Consider the following 22,174-nt stretch of genomic DNA (forward strand, 5'->3'; position numbering starts at 1 on the left):
CGTTATAAAGCAGGATAATCGGTATACCCGTTTGGACCAGGCGTATACAAGGTGGTGTAATCCGGATCATTCAACTTTTCCGAAGCAGCAATACGCTTGTCCAGGTCCGGGTTGGCGAGGAAAGCCCGTCCAAATGCCACAAGATCGGCAAAGCCTGCATCCAGTGCAGCAACGGCGGTATCCGGTGTAAGCCCGTTACAAAGGATAATCGTACCCTTGAATGCTGATCGGATCGCATCAAACGTTTTCTGCGGTATAACAGCGGATACACCAATATGGATGTAGGCTATATTCAGTGCATTCAATGCGGAAGCCAGGTAAGCATAGGTTTCATGTACTTCCTCCTCTGCGTAGGGCTGCAGATCTCCGAGGGTAGAAAACGGAGAAAACCGGATACCTACCTTATCGGGTCCGATGGCAGCTGCAATTTCCCTGGCCAGTGAGATCGCTAAGCCCGCCCTGTTCTTCACACTGCCGCCCCAGGCATCTGTGCGGTTATTTACATGCGGGTTCAGGAACTGTTCTATCAGGTAACCATTGGCGCCATGCAGCTCAACCCCGTCAAAACCCGCTTTAATTGCATTCTGCGCAGCCTTAACGTGTGCAGCAATAACGTCCTCTATGCCAGCTGTAGTCAGTGCCTTTGGAACAGGATAAGCTTGCATGCCCTCACTGTCTGTCCATATCTCACCGGCAGCCTTAATATCGGAGGCGCCCACCAGACTTACACCCGCAGGCAGATTAGCCGGATGACCAATACGGCCGGTATGCATCAGCTGCATAAAAATACGGCTGCCCTTGGCGTGTACAGCATCTGCCACCGGCTTCCAGGCAGCCGTCTGTTCATCAGAGAATATGCCTGGAATACGGGAGTAACCCAGGGCTTCCTGCGCAGGTGCCGTTCCTTCGGTAATGATCAGGCCTGCGCCACTACGCTGTGCATAATATTCCACCATCAGACCGTTGGGCAGATTATTAATGGCCCTGCTGCGTGTCATGGGCGCCATCACCAAGTGATTTTTCAGTTTCAAATGTCCCTTTTCGTAGGGTGCTAAAATCTTGTTCATGTTGTTATCATCTTTGATATCAACACAAAATTGGCGCTATTCGAAAGGGGGAAATAACTGGATTAGACCGAAAAATAGTCTTATCCGCCGCTGGAGTACTTTTTTGGTTTTAACCCGTGGTGCTTCTCAAACAGCCGGCTAAAATGGCTGAGATTGGTGAACCCAAGGCGGTAGCCCACCTCGGATACCGACAAGCCGTTGTGTCTTAGCAGGAATGCAGCTTCTTCCATACGGGCATGCTGGAAGTAGTTATAGATACTATCGCCAAAAACCTGTTTAAAAAGCGCTTTCATTTTCGTTTCACCAAAGCCAGCCATCCTTGCCAGCTGGGGTAATTCCGGAGGAACGGTCAGATCAGAGAGAATAGCTGTTCTGATCAGAAACAATTTTTCTATATCGTCTTTATGAATGGGGTTATGCCGCTGCGTTTCCCGCTGTTGCAGTTTTTTAAATACAAGATACAGGAGCTCCTGCGCTTTAATACGGTAATAAAGCTGTCCCAGCTCATTGCCTTCACTGGCGTCTGTTATTTGTTTAACCAGCTTAAGAACATCGGCGCTCATGCTTTCGTAGAAAAGAAAGCCCGGCGCACCGTCTAATATCGTTTGCACTACACTATTGGGTCGTGCAATACCGAGCAGTTCCTTTAAAGTATCTTTCATAACACCCAGCACTACAAAATAGACCTCTGCATTAGCCGGGAAACGTATCAGTGAATTGAGATCGGTGGATGCCACCTGTATAGCAAATGCGCTGTTCCGGGACAGCGGATCGGGACGGTCGCCGGTAGTAACGCTGGCAGGCACTTCGTTGCTGTGAAAAATAATACTTACCAGGTTGTTAGGGGCATCGCTTCCCATACGGTTCAGCACAAAGTCCTGCCGGAGTGTATAGCGGTGCACTATCAGCTTAAAATCTGCACCAAGTTTTATCCTCCGGATGCTGCCGGTTCCCATATCGGATGGAATAACAAGACGGTCATCCTGCACGGGTACCTTGAATTTCTCCGCAAAGCTGGCAACAAAATCGAAATGAGGGTGTGGAACAAACTCGAAATACATGAGGTAAAGATACGCACTGCTCTCTTATGAAGATGTTTGTGATGGTTGCCCACGGTTTGATCCTCTTCCAGGGTGTGTTAATTTTTGTCTCCTATCGGATAATATGTGCATAAACAATAGCACAGATGGGTGCTACTTTTGAATGAACGTGTTAGATTGGATCGTTAAATCTTAAAACTGAACAATTTAGAATGACTCAAAATAAAGCACTGACAGCGCTGCTTGTATGGATATGCTGTTTACTCCCGCTCATTTCCTTCTCGCAGTCCTCCATATTGCTTAGCTCCCCGGGCAATCAGCTGGCCATTGAGATCAATACCAAAGACAGCCTGTCCTGGACACTCCGCAAAGGAAACGAAACCTTAGTCAGCCGTGCGCTGGCAGGATTGGACTTCGAGGGCAAATCTTATATTGGTTTTAATGAACGGGTAAAATCTATTGACAAGGTCTCAAAAGACGATATTATACACCCAACAGTTGCAGTAAGACAGCAAACCATCAGGGATGTTTACAATGAACTGAAAATAAACTTCAGGAGCGGGAATGCTATTATATTCAGGGCTTACAACAATGGTGTTGCCTATAGATGGATCACACATTTCAGGGATTCCGTAAACGTGAAGAATGAAATTGTTGACTACGCATTCCCGGATAATAACCGGGTGTTCTGGGGAACAGAGGAGAACAAACAGTTCCTTTCGCATTTTGAGCTTTTATTCAGGGATACTACCATGGCGTCCTTTTCAAAAGAGCAGCACTGTGGCCTGCCGTTATATGTATCCGCTGCTTCCGGAACAAAGATGCTTTTTACTGAGGCTGATCTGCTGGATTATTCCAACCTGTTCTTTTTTGGAACCGGCGCCAGCAAGATAACCAGCGGTTTCCCGAAGGTGATACTTAAAGAAAGCCTGATCAGGGACAGAGGCACCAAAATAGAAGAAACGGCAGATTATATTGCCAGAACCAGTGGCAGCAGATCTTTTCCCTGGCGTGTGATCATGGTAGCCAACAAGGATATGGATCTACTTGAAAACAACCTTGTTTTCCAACTGGCTTCACCCAACGTGCTTAAAGACACCGATTGGATCCAACCCGGGAAAGTTTCATGGGACTGGTGGAATGCCAATAATATTTATGGGGTTGATTTCCGCGCTGGTATTAACAACCAGACTTACAAATATTATATTGACTTTGCCGCCAGGTTCGGCTTACAGTATGTTATACTGGATGAAGGATGGACAAAAACAACCTGGGATATTACTCATCCGGGAGACGCTATTGACGTTCCTGAACTGGCAGCTTACGGTAAAGCAAAAAATGTAGGCATTATCTTATGGACGCTCTGGCAGCCTATGGACAAGGACATGGAAAATGTATTGTCTACTTATGAAAAGTGGGGAGTAAAAGGTGTCAAGGTGGATTTCATGGCGCGTGCAGATCAGTACATGGTTAATTTTTACGAGCGCTTATCCGCCAATGCGGCAAAGCATCATTTGCTGGTAGACCTGCATGGAGCATATAAACCGGTAGGCTTGGAAAGGAAATATCCGAATATCATTTCTTATGAAGGTGTAAGAGGTTTGGAAAACTATAAGTGGAGCGATGATGAAGCCACTCCACCGCATGAGGTAACACTCCCCTTCACCAGGATGGTATTGGGTCCCATGGATTTTACGCCGGGAGCTATGCGCAATGCCACTAAGAAAGATTTCCATATCAACTTTGACGCACCTATGAGCCAGGGAACAAGGGCACACCACGTGGCAATGTATGCTGTTTATGAAAGTCCTTTGCAAATGCTTGCGGATAATCCCTCAAACTATTTACGCGATACCGTTTGTACCAGGTACATAGCATCTTTCCCCACAACCTGGGACACCACGGTTGCCCTGGATGGAAAGATAAAAGAATACGTTGCGGTTGCCCGGAAAAAAGGGAATCGGTGGTTTATCGGCGCGATGACAAACTGGAACCCCAGGGAATTAACACTGCACCTGCACTTCCTGGATCCGAATAAACGCTATAAAGTGAGGATGTTGGCCGATGGTATAAATGCCGACAGGTTTGCAGAGGATTATAAGATATCTGAAGCAACCTGGGTGAAAGGGCAGGAGGTGCTGGTTGGTATGCAGCCGGGAGGCGGATGGAGTGCTATATTAACGGAGGAATAGGTAAAAACCCCTATTATTGCACCCAAGCATAACAAACACCTGTGTCCCTTACCATCCCAAACGTTCCCGGTCTCCAATTCCTGAAGATCAAACCTTACCAGCATCGTACGGAGATAAAAAACAGATGATGCCGCGGATGCCCTGGAGCTTAAAAACCTGGGCGGTTGCCTTAATACTGGCCATCTTCTCAGCGCTGTCATTGATTGATCTGCAGTACGTGAATTTTGCGGCTGTTATATTACCGTTTCTTGCGTTGACTATAATGGGCGCCGGTTTACTTCACCGCACTCCCATTGTTCTCATGATCAAAAGCCATCTTCGGGTAGCTTTTCTATGTTCATTATTACTTCGCAAGCAGCGCCTCACCTTCAAAAATTATCCCGGGCCAGCCATAGGTCATAAACTGCCTGATATTCTGGTGATCAGCACCATCCGGATGCGCTAATACTGCCTGATAGTGTTCCGCAAACAGATAAAGTGTATCCTCCTTACTCAGCTTATTTAATTGAGCGAAACTAAATACCTTTGCACTTCCCTGGTTCTGTGTTGCCTCATTATGTAATTCACCGTTTTTAAAAGCGGTAGGTTGATGTTGATAATACGTTTCTATAAATGCTATCACTTCTTTAAACGAAAGTGAATTTTCTTTTACCCTGGTGATCAAAGTTGTCAGTTGCTCTTTCATTCCGGATTTTTTTGTCTGAAAATAAATACCCTATCTTTAAATAACAGCCGATGACAGGATGTGTGCTTTCCTGCAAAATTAATTTTCAAATAGTATACTGTAGCAAAAATCTCGGGACCTCATGAAGCTTCTTCTCACTTCCGCGGGCATCAGCAATACCAGCATTCACAATGCGTTGGTTGATCTCCTGGGTAAACCAGTGGCCGAAGCCAGCGCAGTTTTCGTTCCTACGACGATATACGCAATCCCGGTGGTACGGATATAGTACGACAGGTAATTCGCGGATCCTTAGGAGATCCTTTTTGCGAATTAGGCTGGAAATCATTGGGACTACTCGAACTTACCGCACTGCCCAGTATCAAACGGGAGCTTTGGGTTCCTATGCTGGAAGCAACTGACGCCTTACTTGTTGGGGGTGGCGACTGTCAATATTTGTGTTATTGGATGCAACAGTCCGGACTTACAGACCAGTTACCCTCGTTACTGAAAAAAATGGTTTATGTAGGCTTAAGTGCGGGCAGTATGATATTGACCCGCTATGGCACCACTTATAACAACCATACATTGCCGGCTGAAAGTCCCAAATCACTTGGGCTGCTTGACTTTGCACTGCACCCGCATCTGGATCATGAATGGTTTCCGGAAAATTCACTGGCCAACATTGAAAAGCTGGCTGCCACTTTACCTATGCGCTCATATGCAATTGATGATCAGACAGCCATTAAAGTAAGCGATGATGTTATTGAGGTTATTTCCGAGGGGCACTGGAAATCGTTAGGACCTGCAGAAAATAGTTTGTGAAAGAAGACTACTGTACATGAACATATACCTATCGTGTTTGTAACGGTTCTATTGTCCGGTTGTAGGTCTTCAGATGCGGTTAAACCCGGTCCAAACCCGATCCAAACCCGATCCGGGTCCCAGTCTCTCCCATATATGTCCCATATCAGTCCCAAAGATGTCCCATTCCTTATAAAGGAGTGGAACATCTTTGGGATGACTTTGAGACAGGATTGGGGTAGACTGGGACTTGGATCGAACAAACACCGAACAACCATCGAACCTTCCCTCTGCAAAGCGCAGTTTTCCCCGGGAAAGAATGCTGCAAGAGATGGAGAAGTTGCGGTCAGGTTATCGGTCAAACTAATTTCTGAACTAACATATCCTTCCAAATGGTTTTTTGATATTAAAGGAAAACAAGGCCGAAATTTACGATCGATGGTTAGTCCGGCAGTACATTTGATTTTGATTACCCTACGAAGGTACTGAGCCGATTATAATCCCATGGCGCACCGCTTTCTCAACGCTTCATCAAAATAGTCAGTGTTCCCCCATGAAAGAAACGGATCAAGTTAAACTTCTTTGCCCGCCAATAGTACAAAAACAAAAAAAGGCCTGCATTTCTGCAAGCCTTTTCTTTGAGCTCCCCCTGCTGGACTTGAACCAGCGACCCTCTGATTAACAGTCAGATGCTCTAACCAACTGAGCTAAGGAGGAGTGTCCCATTTGCGTTTTGGGATTGCAAAAATAGGCAATTTTTTATTTTCGCAAAATCTATTCTCATTTTTTTTAAATATTCTTATTCCGCCCGCTCTGCCCACGCATTCCGTCCCGGCTGTACCCACAATAACCACCGCTGCTGCAGGGATCCCTGCCTCGTTTTCTGGTTCACAAACTGCAGATCCAGCTTACTTACATAAAAATGCGCAAATGCTTTCACCAACTGACATCGGTAACCCTGCCGCTGCAGCGAATCCGCCTGATCCGGTGTCGTAAACAGCAAAACCGGCTGTTTTAACACCGCCTCACGTAAGCCTGCACTATCATACCGCTCTATAGGGTTACGGAGGTAGAATTCCAGCGCATAAGACTGCGTTTTCCAACATGCCACAGCTGCCAGCGGAAAACGATGGTTAATATACCTGGCCGCCGTACTGCCACTCTGGTACCGCATCATATCCGGGTACATCACCAGGTTCAGAAAAATATTCAGCACCAGGCTGGCGGCACAGGTCCTGAAAAAAACCAGCGATACACTTCCCGGTCCCAGCCACCTTGGCAATAGCAGGAACAGCAGTAAACCCAGCAGCATACAGAACAAGGCGTAATAATTCAACACCGGCTGATATAATGCACTCAGTGCCACTATCACCACTGCCACCAACACCATAATGGTGTACTGCGTAATGCGGTAAAACTTTAATACACCCGCCCGCTCAATCCCCAACACATAATAAGCCGTTAATATGGAGAAAAACGGAAATATAATATTCAGGTAATGCGGCAACTGAAACCGTGACAGCGAGAACAGCACAAAAGTGACCAGTGCCCCGCTGATACAGTAGTATTCCACCGCCTCCCGGCGTCTTTTGAAGAAAAGTACCACCCCGGCATACAACAGTATTGACCATGGCAGAAATGCCCACAACAGCGTATGAAAAAAGAAAAACGGATTCCCCGTTCCTTTGATAGGGCCGGTGTTCATGAAACGTCCAAACTGGCTGTCCCAGAAAAAGAACCGGATACCCGAAACACCATGCTGGCCGAACACCAGTTTCTCCGGGTGGCGGTCAAACTGCTGGTAAAGGGCGTAGAGCTCAGGACTGATGAACAGCGCCGTTGCCACCGCCACCAGCAGCCAGCGGAGGTGGAACAACTGCCTCCATTGCCGGGTAAAGGCCAGGTGCCCGGCTATCGCGCCACCTATCGGCACGAAGGCTAAGAGGCCTTTCGTCATCATGGCGCAGGCGGTAAAGAGGGCGCCTGATAACAGGTGGTAGTTGAAAGTATTGCGCTGCCCCCTGTACAGGTGATATACAGCAGCTATAACCAATCCGGTAAGATAGGGCTCAGCCCTTACGTCATTATTGGAGATCACTATATGCTCCGCTGTCAGCAGGATGCACACCGCCCAGCGGCCCGCTTTCTCGCTATAGAGATGTTTGGCCAGAAAATAGGTATATACGGCCCCCATTAGCAGGAACAGGATGGCAGGCAGCTTGTATGCTGCCGTGGTAAAGCCAAACAGGCGAAAGCTCCCGGCAGCCACCCAGAAAGGGAAATGCGGCTTGTCCAGCCAGTCATGACCATCAGCAAACAGGTTCCAGTAATCCCGGTACTGCACCATATGTTTGGCAATCCCGGCATACAGGGCACCATCCGGCTCCAGGATAGTGATGTTAAGGCCGGTAAAATTCAGGAAGATCAGCAGGCCGATCATCAGTAAACTTACCTGCCGCTCGTTGCTATTGGCGATCATGTAGAAAAAATACGGCTACTGAACATATATTAAACAGCAGCTAGAGCCACCCGAACAGACCACCACTTTTTTCCATCCCTACATATATGCCATCTGTTCGCTGCTCTACCGGATAGGTTTTCAGGTAGTAACCTTCTCCGCTGCTATTATAACCATTTTTTATACTGAAGCGGTAACGGTGTATGGGGCACACTACGTTGCCTGCGTCGTCAATAAATCCATCTCCCATAATACCGCTGGCATGCGGACATTTATAGGCGAAGGCATATAAATGCGACTGGTAACGCGTACAACAGATCTTTTTACCATTAACTTCCAGAATGGTGATCTCGTTTTCAGAGGCGATACGGTCTTCAGCATCTCCTATCTTGTGCCAGGTGTATTCTTTAGCCATACGCTATCTTCAATAAAGATACTCCGTTTTGTATGGATAACGCTCCCGGTAGAGGGCTACCACTTTATCCATAATGGTTTTCCGTAACTCCTCGATATTACGCCTTTCCAGCGCAGATATGAATACACAGTTTCCGTTGGTGCGTGTTTCCCAGGTTTCCTTCAGCTGGCGGAGAATGTCCTCTTTTACCTCCGGGGCCAGCCATTTGTCAAAGGTCTGCTCTTCGTAAAGATCCATCTTGTTGAAGATCATGATCACCGGCTTATCAAAAGCCTTCAGTTCCTGCAGGGTGCGATTTACCACCTCTACCTGGTCTTCATACTGCGGATGGGATATGTCTACCACATGCAGCAGGATATCGCTCTCCCGTACCTCGTCCAGTGTGGATTTAAAACTCTCCACCAGGTGGTGCGGCAGCTTGCGGATAAACCCTACCGTATCGCTGAGCAGGAAAGGGATCTGTTCAAATACCACTTTACGGGTGGTGGTATCAAGCGTGGCAAACAGCTTGTTCTCTGCAAACACCTCGCTTTTGCTCAGCAGGTTCATGATCGTGCTCTTGCCTACGTTGGTATATCCTACCAGGGCTACACGTATGTACTCACCACGTTCCTTACGCTGAGTAAGCGCCTGCTTGTCAATTTCCGCCAGCCGTTTGCGTAACAGCGCAATCTTGTCTTTTACAATACGACGGTCCGTTTCTATTTCCGTTTCACCCGGGCCCCTTGTTCCGATACCGCCACCCAGGCGTTCCAGGTGGGTCCACATCCCTCTCAGGCGGGGCAGTATATACTGGTACTGGGCCAGCTCAACCTGTACTTTAGCCTGCGCGGTACGTGCGCGGCGGGCAAATATATCCAGGATAAGGTCACTCCGGTCTATGACCTTAACGTTCAGTATTTTCTCAATATTGGCAATCTGGGAGCCGGTCAGCTCATCATCAAATATCACCAGTGATACGTCCCTGCCGCTGATAAACTGCCTGATCTCTTCCAGCTTTCCCTTACCAATGAAAGTGGCCCTGTCAGGATGCGCCATCTTCTGCGTATAGCGCTTTACCGTTATCGCCCCCGCTGTCTCCGCCAGGAAAGCCAGCTCGTCCAGGTACTCCTGCACCTGGCGTTCAGACTGTTGCTGCTGGTGAATAAGCCCTACGATCACCGCCTTCTCTTCCTGTTGAACTACTTGTTTCTTATCTAACAATGCTTATTAATATTTCGTCAAAATTAGTGAATATAGTTTATAGACCACGGCCCATCGTATACAGCCCGCCGCTCCGGTCAGGACTACGGGTAAAAATACGGATCCGGATGCCCGTAGAACATCAGCCAAAGACTATTTTACCTACATTTAAGCATCCAAAACGGTTACAACAATGTTTAAACCAATTTTACTGACAGGATTATTGATCTCTTCTATGACCATGGCGCAGGATAAAATGACGCCCGAACTGCTCTGGCAGCTTGGACGGGTGAGCGGCGAAGCGGTTACGGCAGACGGGAAGACCGTCATCTACGGCGTAACGCGGTACAACATTGCGGAAAACAAAAGTGAAAAAAACCTCTACGCCATCCCGGTTACAGGTGGCGAGGCCCGGCAGATCACAAAAGAACCGGGCGGAGAGGGCGGCGTAGCTCCTCTGGGCGGACAAAGAATAGGCTACGCCTACAAAGACCAGTGGTGGGAGATGAACGCCGACGGCACCGATGCGGTACAGAAAACCAATGTGGAAGGCGGTATGCAGAATATCCGCCTCTCGCCGGATGGAAAACATATCCTCTTTTCCAGAGAGGTAAAGATTCAGAAAGTAAGCGGCAGCGATTTCTATCCTGATCTTACCAAATCCAACGTACAGATCTACGACAACCTGAATTACCGCCACTGGGATACCTGGGAAGATGGTAATTTTCAGCATGTGTTCTACGCTACTTATGATAACGGGCAGGTAGGTACGCCTGTCGATATCATGGAAGGAGAAGCGTACGACTGCCCCCAGATGCCCTTTGGCGGCGCGGAAGACATGATATGGGCGCCCGACGGCAAAAGCATTATCTACGTATGTAAAAAGAAATCCGGTAAGGAATATGCCCTGAGCACCAACACGGATATCTATGAATACAACATTGACACCCGTGCCACCCGCAACCTGAGCGAAGGCATGAACGGGTACGATGTTACCCCTGCCTTTAGCCCGGATGGTAAATACCTGGCCTGGCTGAGCATGGCGCACGACGGCTTTGAAGCGGATAAGAACGACATCGTGGTGCTGGAACGCAACAGCGGAAAGATCACCAACCTTACCAAAGATTGGGACGGCACTGCTTCTGCCGTACGCTGGACCAACGATGGTAAACTGCTACAGTTCCTTGCCGTGATCAAAGGCACAGAACAGGTACTGGAAATAGCCCTGCAGAAAGATATTGCCGCTACCACGGCCAGGCATATACGCCAGGTAACCAGCGGTGATTTTGACATTACCGGCTTTGTAGGACAGGCAGGTAATACCCTGATCGTATCCCGTACAGACATGAACCACGCCACTGAGCTGTTCACTGTCAGCCTGCCCAAAGGCGCTGTAGCACCGCTCACCACCGTGAATAAGGCCGTCTATGACAAAATCGGCCTTTGCAAAATTGAAAAACGCTGGGTAAAGACCACAGACAACAAGGAAATGCTCGTTTGGGTCATCCTCCCACCCAATTTCGATGCCTCCAAAAAATATCCGACCCTGCTCTACTGCCAGGGAGGCCCCCAATCTGCCCTGTCCCAGTTCTATTCCTACCGCTGGAACTTTCAGCTGATCGCCTCCCAGGGCTATATCGTAGTGGCGCCCAACCGCCGCGGTATGCCGGGCCATGGAGTAGAATGGAACGCGGCTATCAGTAAAGACTGGGGCGGACAACCCATCCGTGATTACCTCAGCGCCATAGATGCGGTAAGCCAGGAACCATATGTAGACAAAAGCCGGCTGGGCGCCGTGGGAGCCAGCTACGGCGGCTATTCCGTATATATGCTGGCGGGCGTGCACAATAACCGTTTCAAAACATTTATTGCGCACGATGGCCTGTTCGATCTGAAAAGCTGGTATGGCACTACAGAAGAGCTTTGGTTTGCCAACTGGGACATCGGCGCCTGGTGGGATGCCGCCAATGCAGCCAGCCACAATGAATTTAATCCCAGCAACTACGCCAATAAATGGAACACGCCCATCCTGATCATACAGGGAGGAAACGATTTCAGGGTTGGGATAGAACAAGGCTTGCAGGCCTTCCAGCTGGCACAGCTAAAAGGCCTTAAAAGCAAACTGCTCTATTTCCCGGAAGAGAACCACTGGGTACTGAAGGCCCAGAACGCCCTTGTATGGCAGCGGGAATTCTTTAAATGGCTGAACGAAACACTATAAACAACAGCTTTGGATTGTTAGCCGCCGGCTTTTAGCGATGAAAGCGGGCCGCGGCTAACAGCCCAAAGCTAACTGCTAAACGCTTATATCATGTTTGAACACCTCCGGTTCCACGTTACAAATGGAGTGGCCACCATCACACTCAACCGCCCCGAAGTTTACAACGCATTTAACGATCCCCTCAGTTATGAGCTGCAGGATGCCCTGAAGCAGGCGGAAAAAGATCCGCAGGTAAGGGCCGTGGTATTAACCGGCGCAGGGAAAGCCTTCTCCAGCGGGCAAGACCTGAAAGCTTCCATGGAAGCAGGCACCCGAAGCTTCAGTGAATCGCTGCACAAGCGGTATAACCCTATTATACGTGGTATCCGCAATATGCCCAAGCCCATGATATGCCGGCTGAACGGCGTGGCAGCCGGAGCAGGATGCTCCCTGGCCCTGGCCTGCGATGTGATCATTGCCAGCGAAACGGCCACCCTTATTGAAATATTCGTGAACATCGCCCTGGTGCTGGACTCCGGCTCATCCTACTTTCTTCCACGCACCATCGGGTATCACCGCGCTTTTGAACTGGCCACCAAAGCCACCAAGCTATCGGCGCAGGAAGCCATGCAGCTGGGATTAGTAAACAAAGTGGTAGCGCCGGAAGAACTGGACGCCGCCGTACAGGCAGAAGCAACGTTTTACGCAAACGCCCCCACGAAGGCCATTGCCCTGATGAAGAAAATGCTCACCAAAGGCATGACAGAGCACCTGGACGCCGTGCTGGATTACGAAGCTTACTGCCAGGAGATTGCGGGCCGCTCGGAAGACAACAGGGAAGGGGTACTGGCGTTTATAGAGAAAAGGAAGCCCGTATTTAAAGGCAAGTGATTCACAGGCAAAATAGTTCCGCTGGCAGATAAAAAAAGCGGATGTGCAAATATATCTGCACATCCGCTTTTCAGTTAAATATCCTGTTATCAGTTACAGTCCGCTTATCGCAATGCCTATTGAGTAAGGCCTTATATCTGAAAGGGCATTCCCACCGGTATCTTTAAACAAAGCGTTCAGGTTATAAGAGCCGTACAAGGCCCAGTTACCATACCCTACACGGGCAGTGGCTGCATAACGCCAGCTGTTGAAAAAGCGCTTGTTCGCTACTTTAACCGTGTTCTTTGATCCTCCCAGGTCGTTACGGGCTTTGGTATGGGCATTCATCAGGTTACCGATCTTAAAGCCCAGCGCAGCCTTAAAGCCTTTGTTAGCATTATCAGGCACACTGCGGTAGCGCAATTCCACGGGCAGCTCCAGGTAAGTGGTGGCCACCTTGTATTTTTTGAAAGATTCATCACGCTGGAACCTGGGAACATTGGTTGTGTTATCATCCATATTCAGGGTGTGATCCTGCAGGAAAACGCCGCTGGTACCAATACCTAAACCGGCCGCCAGGCTCAGGTTCGTTTTATTCACGGGAAAATCATACATGAAGGCAATGTTAAAGCCCCGGTTAAGGCCGGTACCTACACTGTCTGGCCTGCTGGCCCAGCCATCATAAGTAAGCGATACCACCAGAAAATCCCTGGAACGTGTAATGGAGCTCATGGCCTTGTTCATGGCTTCCTGGGCAAACACACCATAGGAAACAGCCATTAACGTAAGGGTAAAAAATATTTTTCTCATAAAATTATAACGGCTTAAACAAAAGAATATTAGGCAAATCTATGCAATTAGGAATAAACAAGGGATGAAAGTCCTAAAAAAATAATGATCCGCCTTTCTCCCACAGAAATCGTATGATTGCATAATATATGGACAGACCGCATTCTATTACGGTACACCTAAACCTTGATCCAATGCAGCAACCAGATGAAAAACCTCTCCGGCACAAAGACCAGGAGCCGCAGCCTGGCGTAGTGGACTTTAACCACCTGCGTAAGCTGCTGTTCAACGATACTGACTATATTAAAGAAATGTTACACGAGTTCCTGGCAGTCATGCCGGCTAACATGCAGGAAATGCGTGCAGCCGCTGCCCGGCAGCAATGGGGTCAGGTTGCTTTCCTGGCACACCGGCTGAAGTCCAGCCTCGGAATCGTACCGATCACCCATGCAATGGAAATGACAAAACACCTGGAAGAAAAGGCGGAGGACGCTGCCGAAGCCAGACTTATACCCGGGAAAGTAGAAAACCTGGCAGCATTACTGGAACAGGCCTGCAATGAGATCAGGGCCGAAATGCAAAGGGAACATTAAAAAATCATACAGCAACTCAAGGGCAGGCCCGCGAAAATGAAATGATAGTGGGATAAGGTAACTGGATATTCATCATAACTTAGCAGCCTTATTTACCCTATTCTATGGAATTAAATGAAATGACCCCGGTAGCAGGCGTTGGGACAGACGGCTGCGCCAGATGTGGCAGCCCCGCCTATGAGGCTGACTATAAGATAAAGCTTTGTGCCCCCTGCAGGCGCGATATGAGCCGTTACCCGGTTAAGAGATCCGTATTATGGGCCGCTGTAGGCGTGGCAGTGCTGATGCTCCTTTCGTTCTACAGATTTCCTGAAGTGTTTAAAGCAAGGCGGAGCTATGAACGGGCGCTTAACCTGGAAAAAGAACACAAATATATGAGCGCCGAGCAGGAGCTGCTTAAAACGCTGCAGCGATACCCTGAGAGCCTGAAAGCCAGCGCACACTTAATGATCGCCGCCTTTCACAACGGCCACCTGGAACTGGCAGACAGTATTTCCAATCACTGGGCCGGCGTATCTTCTAAAGAAGATGATGAGCTGATCTCCCGTGTAAACGACCTGCTGTCCAGCATGAAGTATTATAATTTCGAGGATGACTCCTTCGCCGTTAAGTATACGTCACTGAAAACAGATACCCCTGCGCTGAAAGCTGCCCTGCTGCAGTATACACAGGAACAGCCAAATGATGTGATGGCAGCCTACCTGCTGGCAGATCAATATTATGATGAAGAAGATTACCAGCGCTCAGACAGCATTCTTCAGATCGTGATCAAAGAAGCACCAGACTTTCATCCCGCGTACGGACTGCTGGCCAGCGCTTACCGGGAACAGAAAAAATTCAAGGAAGCTACTGCCGCCTGCTATCAGCTGCTGAACCGTAACGCAGAATCTGTGGCCGGGAATATCACACTGGCAACCATATTACTAAAACAACACCAGGACCAGGAAGCATTGAAAAAAGCACAGGCGGCTTATGCATGGGCGCCCAACAGCACCGCTATCATGAAAACCCTGGCGCTGGCCTATCATTTCAACAACCAGGATAAAGCATGCAATGAGGTGTTGTCCAATATCCGGCAAAGCGCCGATACCAGCGGACTGGCCCATACACTGGATATTATAAAAGGTAACATTACTTACAGGGACTAAATCAATCTTAAAAACTATGTTTATACCTGGCGCCGCTATTACTGCTGTTACTTTCCCGGGCGTAGTAGTACATGAATTTGCCCATCAGCTTTTCTGCCGCATGTTCGGCGTAGCCATCTTTGAAGTAAAATATTTCCAGTTCGGTAACCCCGCAGGTTATGTGATACATGAGCCCGTGCGAAACCCGGTACACCAGCTGTTCATAGGCATCGGACCCTTCTTCGTTAATACCATACTGGCCGCGCTGATCGCCTTTCCGGCAGCACTGCCGCTTACCCTTGGCGAAGCATCGTTTATAGATTACCTGCTGTTATACCTGGCAGTATCTGTTGGTATGCATGCTTTTCCCAGTACCGGAGACGCCAGCAGTATCTGGAACGGTTTGATCAGGGGCGAAAACACACCCCTATGGCTGAAAGCAATTACAGCGCCGGTAGTTGGGCTCATTTACCTGGGCGCACTGGGATCTATGGTATGGCTGGACCTGATCTATGGTATGGCGGTAGCTATGGGCTTTCCGGCTGTTTTAATGCAACTCGTGATATAAGGCGCCCTACACATGTCTCGCAACGAAAAGCCACAAGGCCATAAAAGTAGAAAGCACTATACCAATGGCTATGCTGATGATCAGTGTATTTCTCCGGGCACGCTCCCTGACATTGAAATATGCCGCGATTGCAGGTCTGTATAAAAATAGAACAAGACCGATCTTCACCAGCATAATTACAGTTACGCCCGCCATTACCGCGTATTCGGCCCGCGAAAGCATTTTCCAGTAATACGCGAAAGAATAGAGCTCAATAAGATAAACAATCGTGTTTACAATAAATAACCCGGTTAAAAGAAACCATCCCCGGCGTTTCCGTTGGATCAGTAAAATCATGGCAACCGGTATGTATACTGCCGGAAAGATCATCTTTAGAAAATCTGTTGAAAACGGTGTACAATCATCGCATTGCAGAAACGCATCTAAAGGTTGTATCAGGCTAAGTACCTGCCAAACGTACAACAGGGTCATTGTGATATAAAAAATATTTACCTGCTTGATCACTTTCGGATCTGTGGTCTCTACCATTACAGATTCCAGAAAATCAGAAAGGCTTTCCTCTTCAGTTGTGGCGGGCTTTTGCAGTGCTGCTTTAAAGCTATCCGCCTGTTCATAGTCGCTGTCATGCACCTCCCTGCCGCCAAGAACGTGGCGGGCAGCCTCCACTGCTTCGGGCTGATATTTATCCGCCTCGCCAATAATGTTCAATAGTTCTACATTGGAATAAGCCTGGAAAGACTCCCGGAAATTAAACTCCATAAAAAATCAGCAAATAGTAAGGTTAGTTAATAGGTAAGACGAATCAAAAAATTCTGTTTGTACATTTTCCTCCGCACGCTCCCCGTGCGGTGCCCTTTTGTTGAGATCCATAGGTATGATAGCGATAGTCGTTAACTAAACAGATACAACACGTCCTCTTTTGTCAGCTTCTTGATAAAGCCGGTATCGTCTGCAATAATATCTTTTACCAGTGACTTTTTACGTTCCTGCAGCTGCAATATCTTTTCTTCCACGGTATCCTTACAGATCATACGATAGGCAAAAATATTCTTCGTCTGGCCGATACGGTGGGTACGGTCTATGGCCTGCTGTTCTACAGCCGGGTTCCACCAGGGATCTACAATGTATACATAATCTGCTGCAGTGAGGTTCAGACCAACGCCGCCGGCTTTGAGGGAGATGAGGAATACGCGGCATTCTTCATTATTCTGGAAATTCTGGATGGCCCTTTCTCTTTCATGTGTGCTGGTGCTGCCATCAAAATATTCAAAAGGTATTTTCAGATGCTGCAGGCGGTCTTTTATAAGGGCGAGCATGCCCAGGAACTGGGAGAATATTAACACCTTGTGGTTGCTGATATTCTCTGACATTTCGCGGGTAAGCTCATGCAGTTTTACGGAGTGATTGGGATATTGTTCTGATTCGTTGAGAATAGCCGGCGAATCACAGATCTGCCGCAGCTTCATCAATCCCTGCAGGATGGTGAGCTGCGAGCGTTCCATACCCTGGTCTTCAATTACGCCCAGTATTTTGGACCGGTAAGTGTTACGGTAAGCATCATAGATATGACGCTGTTCGGCGTCCATTTCGCAGAAGATCACCGTCTCTATTTTCTCGGGCAGCTCTTTGGCCACCTGCTCTTTGGTACGGCGTAATATGAAAGGATAGATGAGTTTACGCAAATGATCTTTGCGCTCCTCATCCTGGAACTTATCTATTGGTGTGGCAAACTCATTGCGGAAAAAGTCTACGCTGCCCAGCATGCCCGGGTTCAGGAAGTTCATCTGGGCATAGATGTCAAACGTATTGTTCTGCATTGGCGTACCGCTCAGCGCCAGCCTGTTTTTGGTATGCAGCAGCTGGGCGGCTTTGGTTACCTTGCTTTGCGGGTTCTTGATGGCCTGGGACTCATCCAGTATCACATAGTCAAACTCCATCTTCATCAGCAGCTGCACATCGCTGCGCAGGGTACCGTAGGTAGTGATGATGATGTCTGATTGCTGCAGCTCTTCCGGGTTCTTCTGCCTGGCAGGGCCATGATGTATATGGTACCGCATGCCGGGTGTGAACTTCCTGATCTCGTTCTCCCAGTTATAGATCAGCGTGGTAGGGCATACCACCAGCGCCAGGCATTTATCGTTGTGCTTGTTCTTGTAATGCTGTACAAAGGTGAGGGCCTGGATGGTCTTACCCAGACCCATGTCGTCTGCCAGGATACCGCCCCATTTTACTTCGTCCAGGTAGTTCAGCCATTGAAAGCCGCTTTCCTGGTAAGGCCGCAGGGTAGCATTCACATTGTGGGGCAGCGAAATGTTGCGGATCTCGTCAAACTGCAGCAGCTTTCTGCGTTTCTGTTCCAGCTCTATCACAATGGCTTCATCGTCAATAAACTCATAGAGCTCGTCTATCACGCTGAAGTTATACTTGCTCAGCTTAAGCCCTTTATCTTTTTCTTCTCCTATCTTGAACAGCAGGGAGTATTTACGCAGCCACTCCTCCGGCAAAAGTCCCAGTGAACCGTCTGCCAGCTGTACATAGTTCTGCTTGTTGGCCAGCGCATGTTTGATGTCTTTGATGCTTACCCGCTGATCGCCATACAGCACTTCTATCTGGGCATCAAACCAGTCAATACCAGAGCTGATCTGCAGGTTGGTGACCGGCTTGTGAGAACTGAAGCGGAAATTGCGCAGTCCATCAAAACCAAACACCCGGATGTTCATTTCCTTCAGTGTATCAAAGAAGAGGAAGAACCAGTTATTTTTCAGCGCTTCTTTAGAACGCAGGTAAAAATAGTTATTGCCGCTGGGCTGGCTGAAATTGGTATGCAGGCCCCTGAGGCGCTCTACAAACTGTTGTTCCGCCTCTTTGTTGCGGTGTATGATGAGCACTTTATTGCCTTCCTGTACGGTAATGCGGGTTTCATCATTCCACTCCACCTCATGCCCGTGATAGGCAAAGCCTGGCTGTATGATGAAGGTCTCGCCCATCTCTTTCAAATACACATGGCATTCAGGCACTACATCATCTACCTCCGCCAGCAGGGAAGAATCAAATTGTATCTGGTACTGCTTGCTTAAAGGCAGCAGGTAATCTTTCAGGTAAACGCCCCATTCCGCATTGGGGATACGCAGGCTACCGCTGTTGCGGAACAATTCCACATGCAGCGCATCCTGCGGATGCTCAAAAAGGTGCAGCATGTTCTTGTGAAGGAACAACAAGGCGCTGTCCCATGCATTTTCCGTTACATTCACCAGCTCGCCTTCAATGCTCACAAAGCAGGTGATCTCTATGGCGTCCGGGAGGGAACGGGTTTTGAAGATGGGTTGCAGGCGGCCGCCCCCCAGCTGAACCGGCAGTATGTTGCGGGTCTTGAACTGCTGGCGGTTGGGCAGCAGGAACAACAGTCCATGTTCTGCCAACAGCGGAAAGAGCTTATCCAGTTTGGGATGCAGGTATTCCAGCATCAGCTCCTTGGTTTCTGTAGGCAGCTCTTCTGCATTCTCGTGGGTAATATTTTCCCAGATGCCTGCAAAAGGCGAGTTCTTGGCCAGGTACTTGCTCACCTCGCCCGACTGCAGCTTGCGTACAGGCGATATCAGGTCGCGGTCGTTTTCCTTATACTGGTAGAAATCTATATACTTGGTAAGGTCCAGCTTGTTCACCAGGGACACAAAAGCGGTCTGCTCGTCATTCACCTCACCGCTTACCAGGTCCATACGGAAATAAGGGAAGAGGGTCTCATTTGCGTTAAACACCACGCCCAGGCGCTGGGTAACGGTAATGCTTGGAGGCGGGGGCGGCGCTACGGGCTGGCGTCCGTTGGCGGGCGCTTCTACCCGTTTAATACTGGGGTCCAGTACCCTGAGATAGGGTTTGCCTTCCATATAGGAAAAGGCAAACTTGCCGTCCAGGTTGTCAGACAGCGAGTAGCCATAAATGGCCAGCAGTTTGTTCTTTTCTTTATCCCAGTTGCGGAGGGTGTCAAAGTAAAAAGGACCATTGGCATGCAGCAGCTGCAGGAAAAAAGCCGTTTTATGTTTGCAGAGCGCATGTTCCGTCTCATCGCAGATGCAGTGTGTATCGAAATTGCGTTCTTCATTCCGCTGCAGGATGAGGGGATACTCGCCATCCTCCAGCTTGAGAAGGCCTTCCACTTTTTCATCTTTTGCACTGCGCACCTGGATTTTATGATGGCGCAAAATCTTCTCCGCCTCTGTAAAGATTTCAGGCGAAGTGAGCAGCTTGATGGTTTTGAGGTCTATCGACTTCATTTTCACCAGGGTATGCTGCTGATCATATTGCGTTTCAAAACTGTCAAAATGGTTCTTATCCAGCATCTCCTGGAGCTGGAACAAGGCGGCGGCCTCATGGCGGCAGATGTCACCCAGGTTATAGGGGCACTGGCACCTGACAGACATGCCGGCTATTTCGTGGTATTTGTTAATGGAAACCTTGTAGTAGTTGGCGTGCGTGTCGCTTTTTACCCGGAAGGTGGCGGAGCGCAGTATGGGATCGGCCTCTATGAGCTCTACCCCGCCGGTAGCAAATATACGCTTCCCCCTCCGGATCACCTCGTCGGTGCCGTTATTATAAACGTATTTCAATAACTGGGGTAGCGACATAACTTAAATTCTAATGCGTTTTTTCAATCGATCAACATCAACCGCTCATAAAAAGGCAATCCACAAAAGTAAGCAGAATTTTTGAAAGATGAGGCATCCGGACAGCGCAAGGTACGGGCCGCTGGTCAGCGGTGCGCAGGTCGCTACACCCTGAACTGCATCATAATGAGGGGCTTGCACCGCCTGCGGGTAAACAGATGCTTTTCTTTGGCTGGTGGATACGATTGGTAGCTGATTGTCAGGAACAGGCATCTAACTGATCACCAGTTCTCCGTTCTTCAGCAGGGGCAGCACATTGGCGCCATCCGGGGTAAGGCAGTACCGGATGTCCCTTTCCAGGCCGTAACGGGAGAGGCGCTGGAAATGGGAGGCCTGTTTCATAAAGCCGTAAAGATCATTTCTGGCACTATTGTATAATGTTTCAGCTGCCAGGGCAGAGTCGCAGTTCACGGAAAAATGTTCGCGTGTCCGGCTTACAACAGCGCCCGCAAACAGGGTATCCTCCATATTGACACGGTCTTTCCAGGCGGCACAGCCCAGTATCACGTTCTGTCCCTGTGCCACCAGGTAATCGCACACGGCAGAAAGGTTCGGAAAAGAACCGGTAATGATCTGAACAGCGTCTTTAGCCATATGGAGCAGCTTGGTACCATTGGTGGTAGTAAGTACTACTGTTTTTCCTGCTATGAAATCCCGGGGGTACTCAAAAGGGGAGTTGCCGTAGGCCAGTCCTTCGGCAATCTTTCCGTCGCGTTCGCCGGCGGTAATCGCGTCCAGCTGGCGGCCAATGTTCACACACTCTTCTACCGATGCTACCGGTATTACCCTGGCAGCGCCATTATACAGCGCCGTACAGATCGTAGAGGTGGCCCTCAGCACATCAATAATAACCACGATGCTGTTCTTTACATCATACAAATGCAGGAGTGCCGGTGAAAGGCACACTTCCAGGGAAGGCCGGTTCATTTTTATAATTAATAATTAAGAATTAAAAATTAATAAATCCAGATATTCAGGTAGCCAATACTATCAAAAAACGCCTTTCTTAATTATTAATCAGTCCAGGATCACACGCCACTTTTCGGTTTCTGCGTATTCCTTGATGGTACGGTTACGCAGTTGCAGCAGGTTGCACATATACCGCCGCAGGTAAAAGCGGTCTACCAGGCGGCCCAGGAAGCCGTATGGCACACCAAACTCCATGATATCTATAGCAATGGTGCCGTTGTCAATGACCTTGAAGTGGTGCTCATGGCGCAGGTAGCTAAAGTCTCCCTGTTCCATTTCATCGCAGAAGTACGCAGGGCTGCGCATTTCTGTGATACGGGAAGTGAACTCCCGCATTTTACCCAGGTGGCGGGCTCTCCAGGTAACGGTCTCATTTTCAGATATGAGCCCGTTCACACGGCCCTTGATGGCCTCTTCCTTTACATGCGCCATACTGCGTTTGTGAAGGGTAATGCTCCGGCTCAGGTCAAACACCCGCTCTATAGGCGCATGGATGACGGTTGTTAAATGAATAGTAGGCATAGATATGGTTATGAAATAGCTTTTAGCAGTTAGCCGCCAGCTTTTAGCTAAGATAA

Annotated in this window: 19 protein-coding genes and 1 tRNA gene; 8 read left to right on the top strand and 12 right to left on the bottom strand. The window is 48.7% G+C overall.

The features are described from left to right. Window positions 1–2: 2 nt before the first annotated feature. Together Q0577_RS13055 and Q0577_RS13060 are read right to left on the bottom strand one after the other, a co-directional pair. Complete coding sequence (locus tag Q0577_RS13055) at window positions 3–1,067, bottom strand: alkene reductase (protein ID WP_298736976.1); 1,065 nt, start codon at window positions 1,065–1,067, stop codon at window positions 3–5. 80 nt (window positions 1,068–1,147) lie between these two features. Then, window positions 1,148–2,128 carry an AraC family transcriptional regulator gene (locus Q0577_RS13060; protein WP_298736979.1) on the bottom strand — a complete coding sequence of 327 codons (981 nt, stop codon included), beginning with the start codon at window positions 2,126–2,128 and terminating at the stop codon, window positions 1,148–1,150. Between the two features lie 191 nt (window positions 2,129–2,319). Between Q0577_RS13060 and Q0577_RS13065 the strand changes: the two genes are divergently transcribed. Then, window positions 2,320–4,299 (top strand): glycoside hydrolase family 97 protein, encoded by a 1,980-nt coding sequence (locus Q0577_RS13065; protein WP_298736982.1) that lies wholly within the window; start codon window positions 2,320–2,322, stop codon window positions 4,297–4,299. A 343-nt stretch (window positions 4,300–4,642) separates the two neighbouring features. Here the strand turns inward: Q0577_RS13065 and Q0577_RS13070 are convergent, their stop codons facing one another. Further along, on the bottom strand, window positions 4,643–4,984 hold the full coding sequence (locus Q0577_RS13070; protein WP_298736984.1) for a HopJ type III effector protein: 342 nt from the start codon (window positions 4,982–4,984) through the stop codon (window positions 4,643–4,645). A gap of 121 nt (window positions 4,985–5,105) precedes the next feature. Here Q0577_RS13070 and Q0577_RS13075 point away from each other — a divergent pair, with 121 nt between their 5' ends. Both Q0577_RS13075 and Q0577_RS13080 read left to right on the top strand, forming a co-directional pair. Beyond that, complete coding sequence (locus tag Q0577_RS13075; protein ID WP_298736986.1) at window positions 5,106–5,249, top strand: hypothetical protein; 144 nt, start codon at window positions 5,106–5,108, stop codon at window positions 5,247–5,249. 59 nt (window positions 5,250–5,308) lie between these two features. Next, complete coding sequence (locus Q0577_RS13080) at window positions 5,309–5,785, top strand: Type 1 glutamine amidotransferase-like domain-containing protein (protein WP_298736988.1); 477 nt, start codon at window positions 5,309–5,311, stop codon at window positions 5,783–5,785. A gap of 622 nt (window positions 5,786–6,407) precedes the next feature. Here Q0577_RS13080 and Q0577_RS13085 read toward each other — a convergent pair. The 4 genes from Q0577_RS13085 to hflX form a co-directional block, all read right to left on the bottom strand. Continuing rightward, window positions 6,408–6,481 (bottom strand) — tRNA-Asn (locus Q0577_RS13085). An 82-nt stretch (window positions 6,482–6,563) separates the two neighbouring features. Next, window positions 6,564–8,243 (bottom strand): glycosyltransferase family 39 protein, encoded by a 1,680-nt coding sequence (locus tag Q0577_RS13090; protein ID WP_298736990.1) that lies wholly within the window; start codon window positions 8,241–8,243, stop codon window positions 6,564–6,566. 40 nt (window positions 8,244–8,283) lie between these two features. Next, the gene (locus Q0577_RS13095; protein ID WP_298736992.1) at window positions 8,284–8,637 is read right to left on the bottom strand and encodes a nitrite reductase (NAD(P)H) small subunit; all 354 of its coding nucleotides are present in this window, start codon (window positions 8,635–8,637) and stop codon (window positions 8,284–8,286) included. 9 nt (window positions 8,638–8,646) lie between these two features. Beyond that, window positions 8,647–9,840 (bottom strand): GTPase HflX, encoded by a 1,194-nt coding sequence (hflX, locus tag Q0577_RS13100; protein WP_298736994.1) that lies wholly within the window; start codon window positions 9,838–9,840, stop codon window positions 8,647–8,649. A 172-nt stretch (window positions 9,841–10,012) separates the two neighbouring features. On the opposite strand from hflX, the gene Q0577_RS13105 reads away from it, so the two are divergent. Then, on the top strand, window positions 10,013–12,040 hold the full coding sequence (locus tag Q0577_RS13105; RefSeq protein ID WP_298736995.1) for a S9 family peptidase: 2,028 nt from the start codon (window positions 10,013–10,015) through the stop codon (window positions 12,038–12,040). A gap of 90 nt (window positions 12,041–12,130) precedes the next feature. Then, window positions 12,131–12,910 carry an enoyl-CoA hydratase-related protein gene (locus Q0577_RS13110; RefSeq protein WP_298736997.1) on the top strand — a complete coding sequence of 260 codons (780 nt, stop codon included), beginning with the start codon at window positions 12,131–12,133 and terminating at the stop codon, window positions 12,908–12,910. A gap of 93 nt (window positions 12,911–13,003) precedes the next feature. On the opposite strand, the gene Q0577_RS13115 is transcribed toward Q0577_RS13110, so the two are convergent. Next, window positions 13,004–13,699, bottom strand: coding sequence for a porin family protein (locus Q0577_RS13115; protein ID WP_298736999.1), 696 nt, complete (start codon window positions 13,697–13,699; stop codon window positions 13,004–13,006). 173 nt (window positions 13,700–13,872) lie between these two features. Here Q0577_RS13115 and Q0577_RS13120 point away from each other — a divergent pair, with 173 nt between their 5' ends. From Q0577_RS13120 to Q0577_RS13130, 3 genes are all read left to right on the top strand, one after another. Next, a complete protein-coding gene (locus Q0577_RS13120) occupies window positions 13,873–14,271 on the top strand; it encodes an Hpt domain-containing protein (RefSeq protein ID WP_298737000.1) in 399 nt (132 codons plus the stop codon). Window positions 14,272–14,375: 104 nt separating this feature from the next. Further along, entirely contained in the window at window positions 14,376–15,419 is a 1,044-nt protein-coding gene (locus tag Q0577_RS13125) for a hypothetical protein (protein WP_298737002.1), read from the top strand. A gap of 16 nt (window positions 15,420–15,435) precedes the next feature. Continuing rightward, window positions 15,436–15,966, top strand: a complete 531-nt coding sequence (locus Q0577_RS13130) for a DUF3267 domain-containing protein (RefSeq protein WP_298737005.1) — start codon at window positions 15,436–15,438, stop codon at window positions 15,964–15,966. A 6-nt stretch (window positions 15,967–15,972) separates the two neighbouring features. Here Q0577_RS13130 and Q0577_RS13135 read toward each other — a convergent pair whose 3' ends face one another. The 4 genes from Q0577_RS13135 to Q0577_RS13150 all read right to left on the bottom strand — a co-directional run bounded on the left by Q0577_RS13135 (window position 15,973) and on the right by Q0577_RS13150 (window position 22,118). Continuing rightward, on the bottom strand, window positions 15,973–16,674 hold the full coding sequence (locus Q0577_RS13135) for a hypothetical protein (RefSeq protein ID WP_298737007.1): 702 nt from the start codon (window positions 16,672–16,674) through the stop codon (window positions 15,973–15,975). 182 nt (window positions 16,675–16,856) lie between these two features. Then, entirely contained in the window at window positions 16,857–20,588 is a 3,732-nt protein-coding gene (locus Q0577_RS13140) for a DEAD/DEAH box helicase (protein ID WP_298737009.1), read from the bottom strand. A 252-nt stretch (window positions 20,589–20,840) separates the two neighbouring features. Next, a complete protein-coding gene (locus Q0577_RS13145) occupies window positions 20,841–21,554 on the bottom strand; it encodes a 2-phosphosulfolactate phosphatase (RefSeq protein ID WP_298737012.1) in 714 nt (237 codons plus the stop codon). 90 nt (window positions 21,555–21,644) lie between these two features. Continuing rightward, on the bottom strand, window positions 21,645–22,118 hold the full coding sequence (locus Q0577_RS13150; RefSeq protein WP_298737015.1) for an SRPBCC family protein: 474 nt from the start codon (window positions 22,116–22,118) through the stop codon (window positions 21,645–21,647). Window positions 22,119–22,174 lie beyond the last annotated feature (56 nt).

Source organism: uncultured Chitinophaga sp. (assembly GCF_937898475.1).
Lineage (GTDB): Bacteria > Bacteroidota > Bacteroidia > Chitinophagales > Chitinophagaceae > Chitinophaga.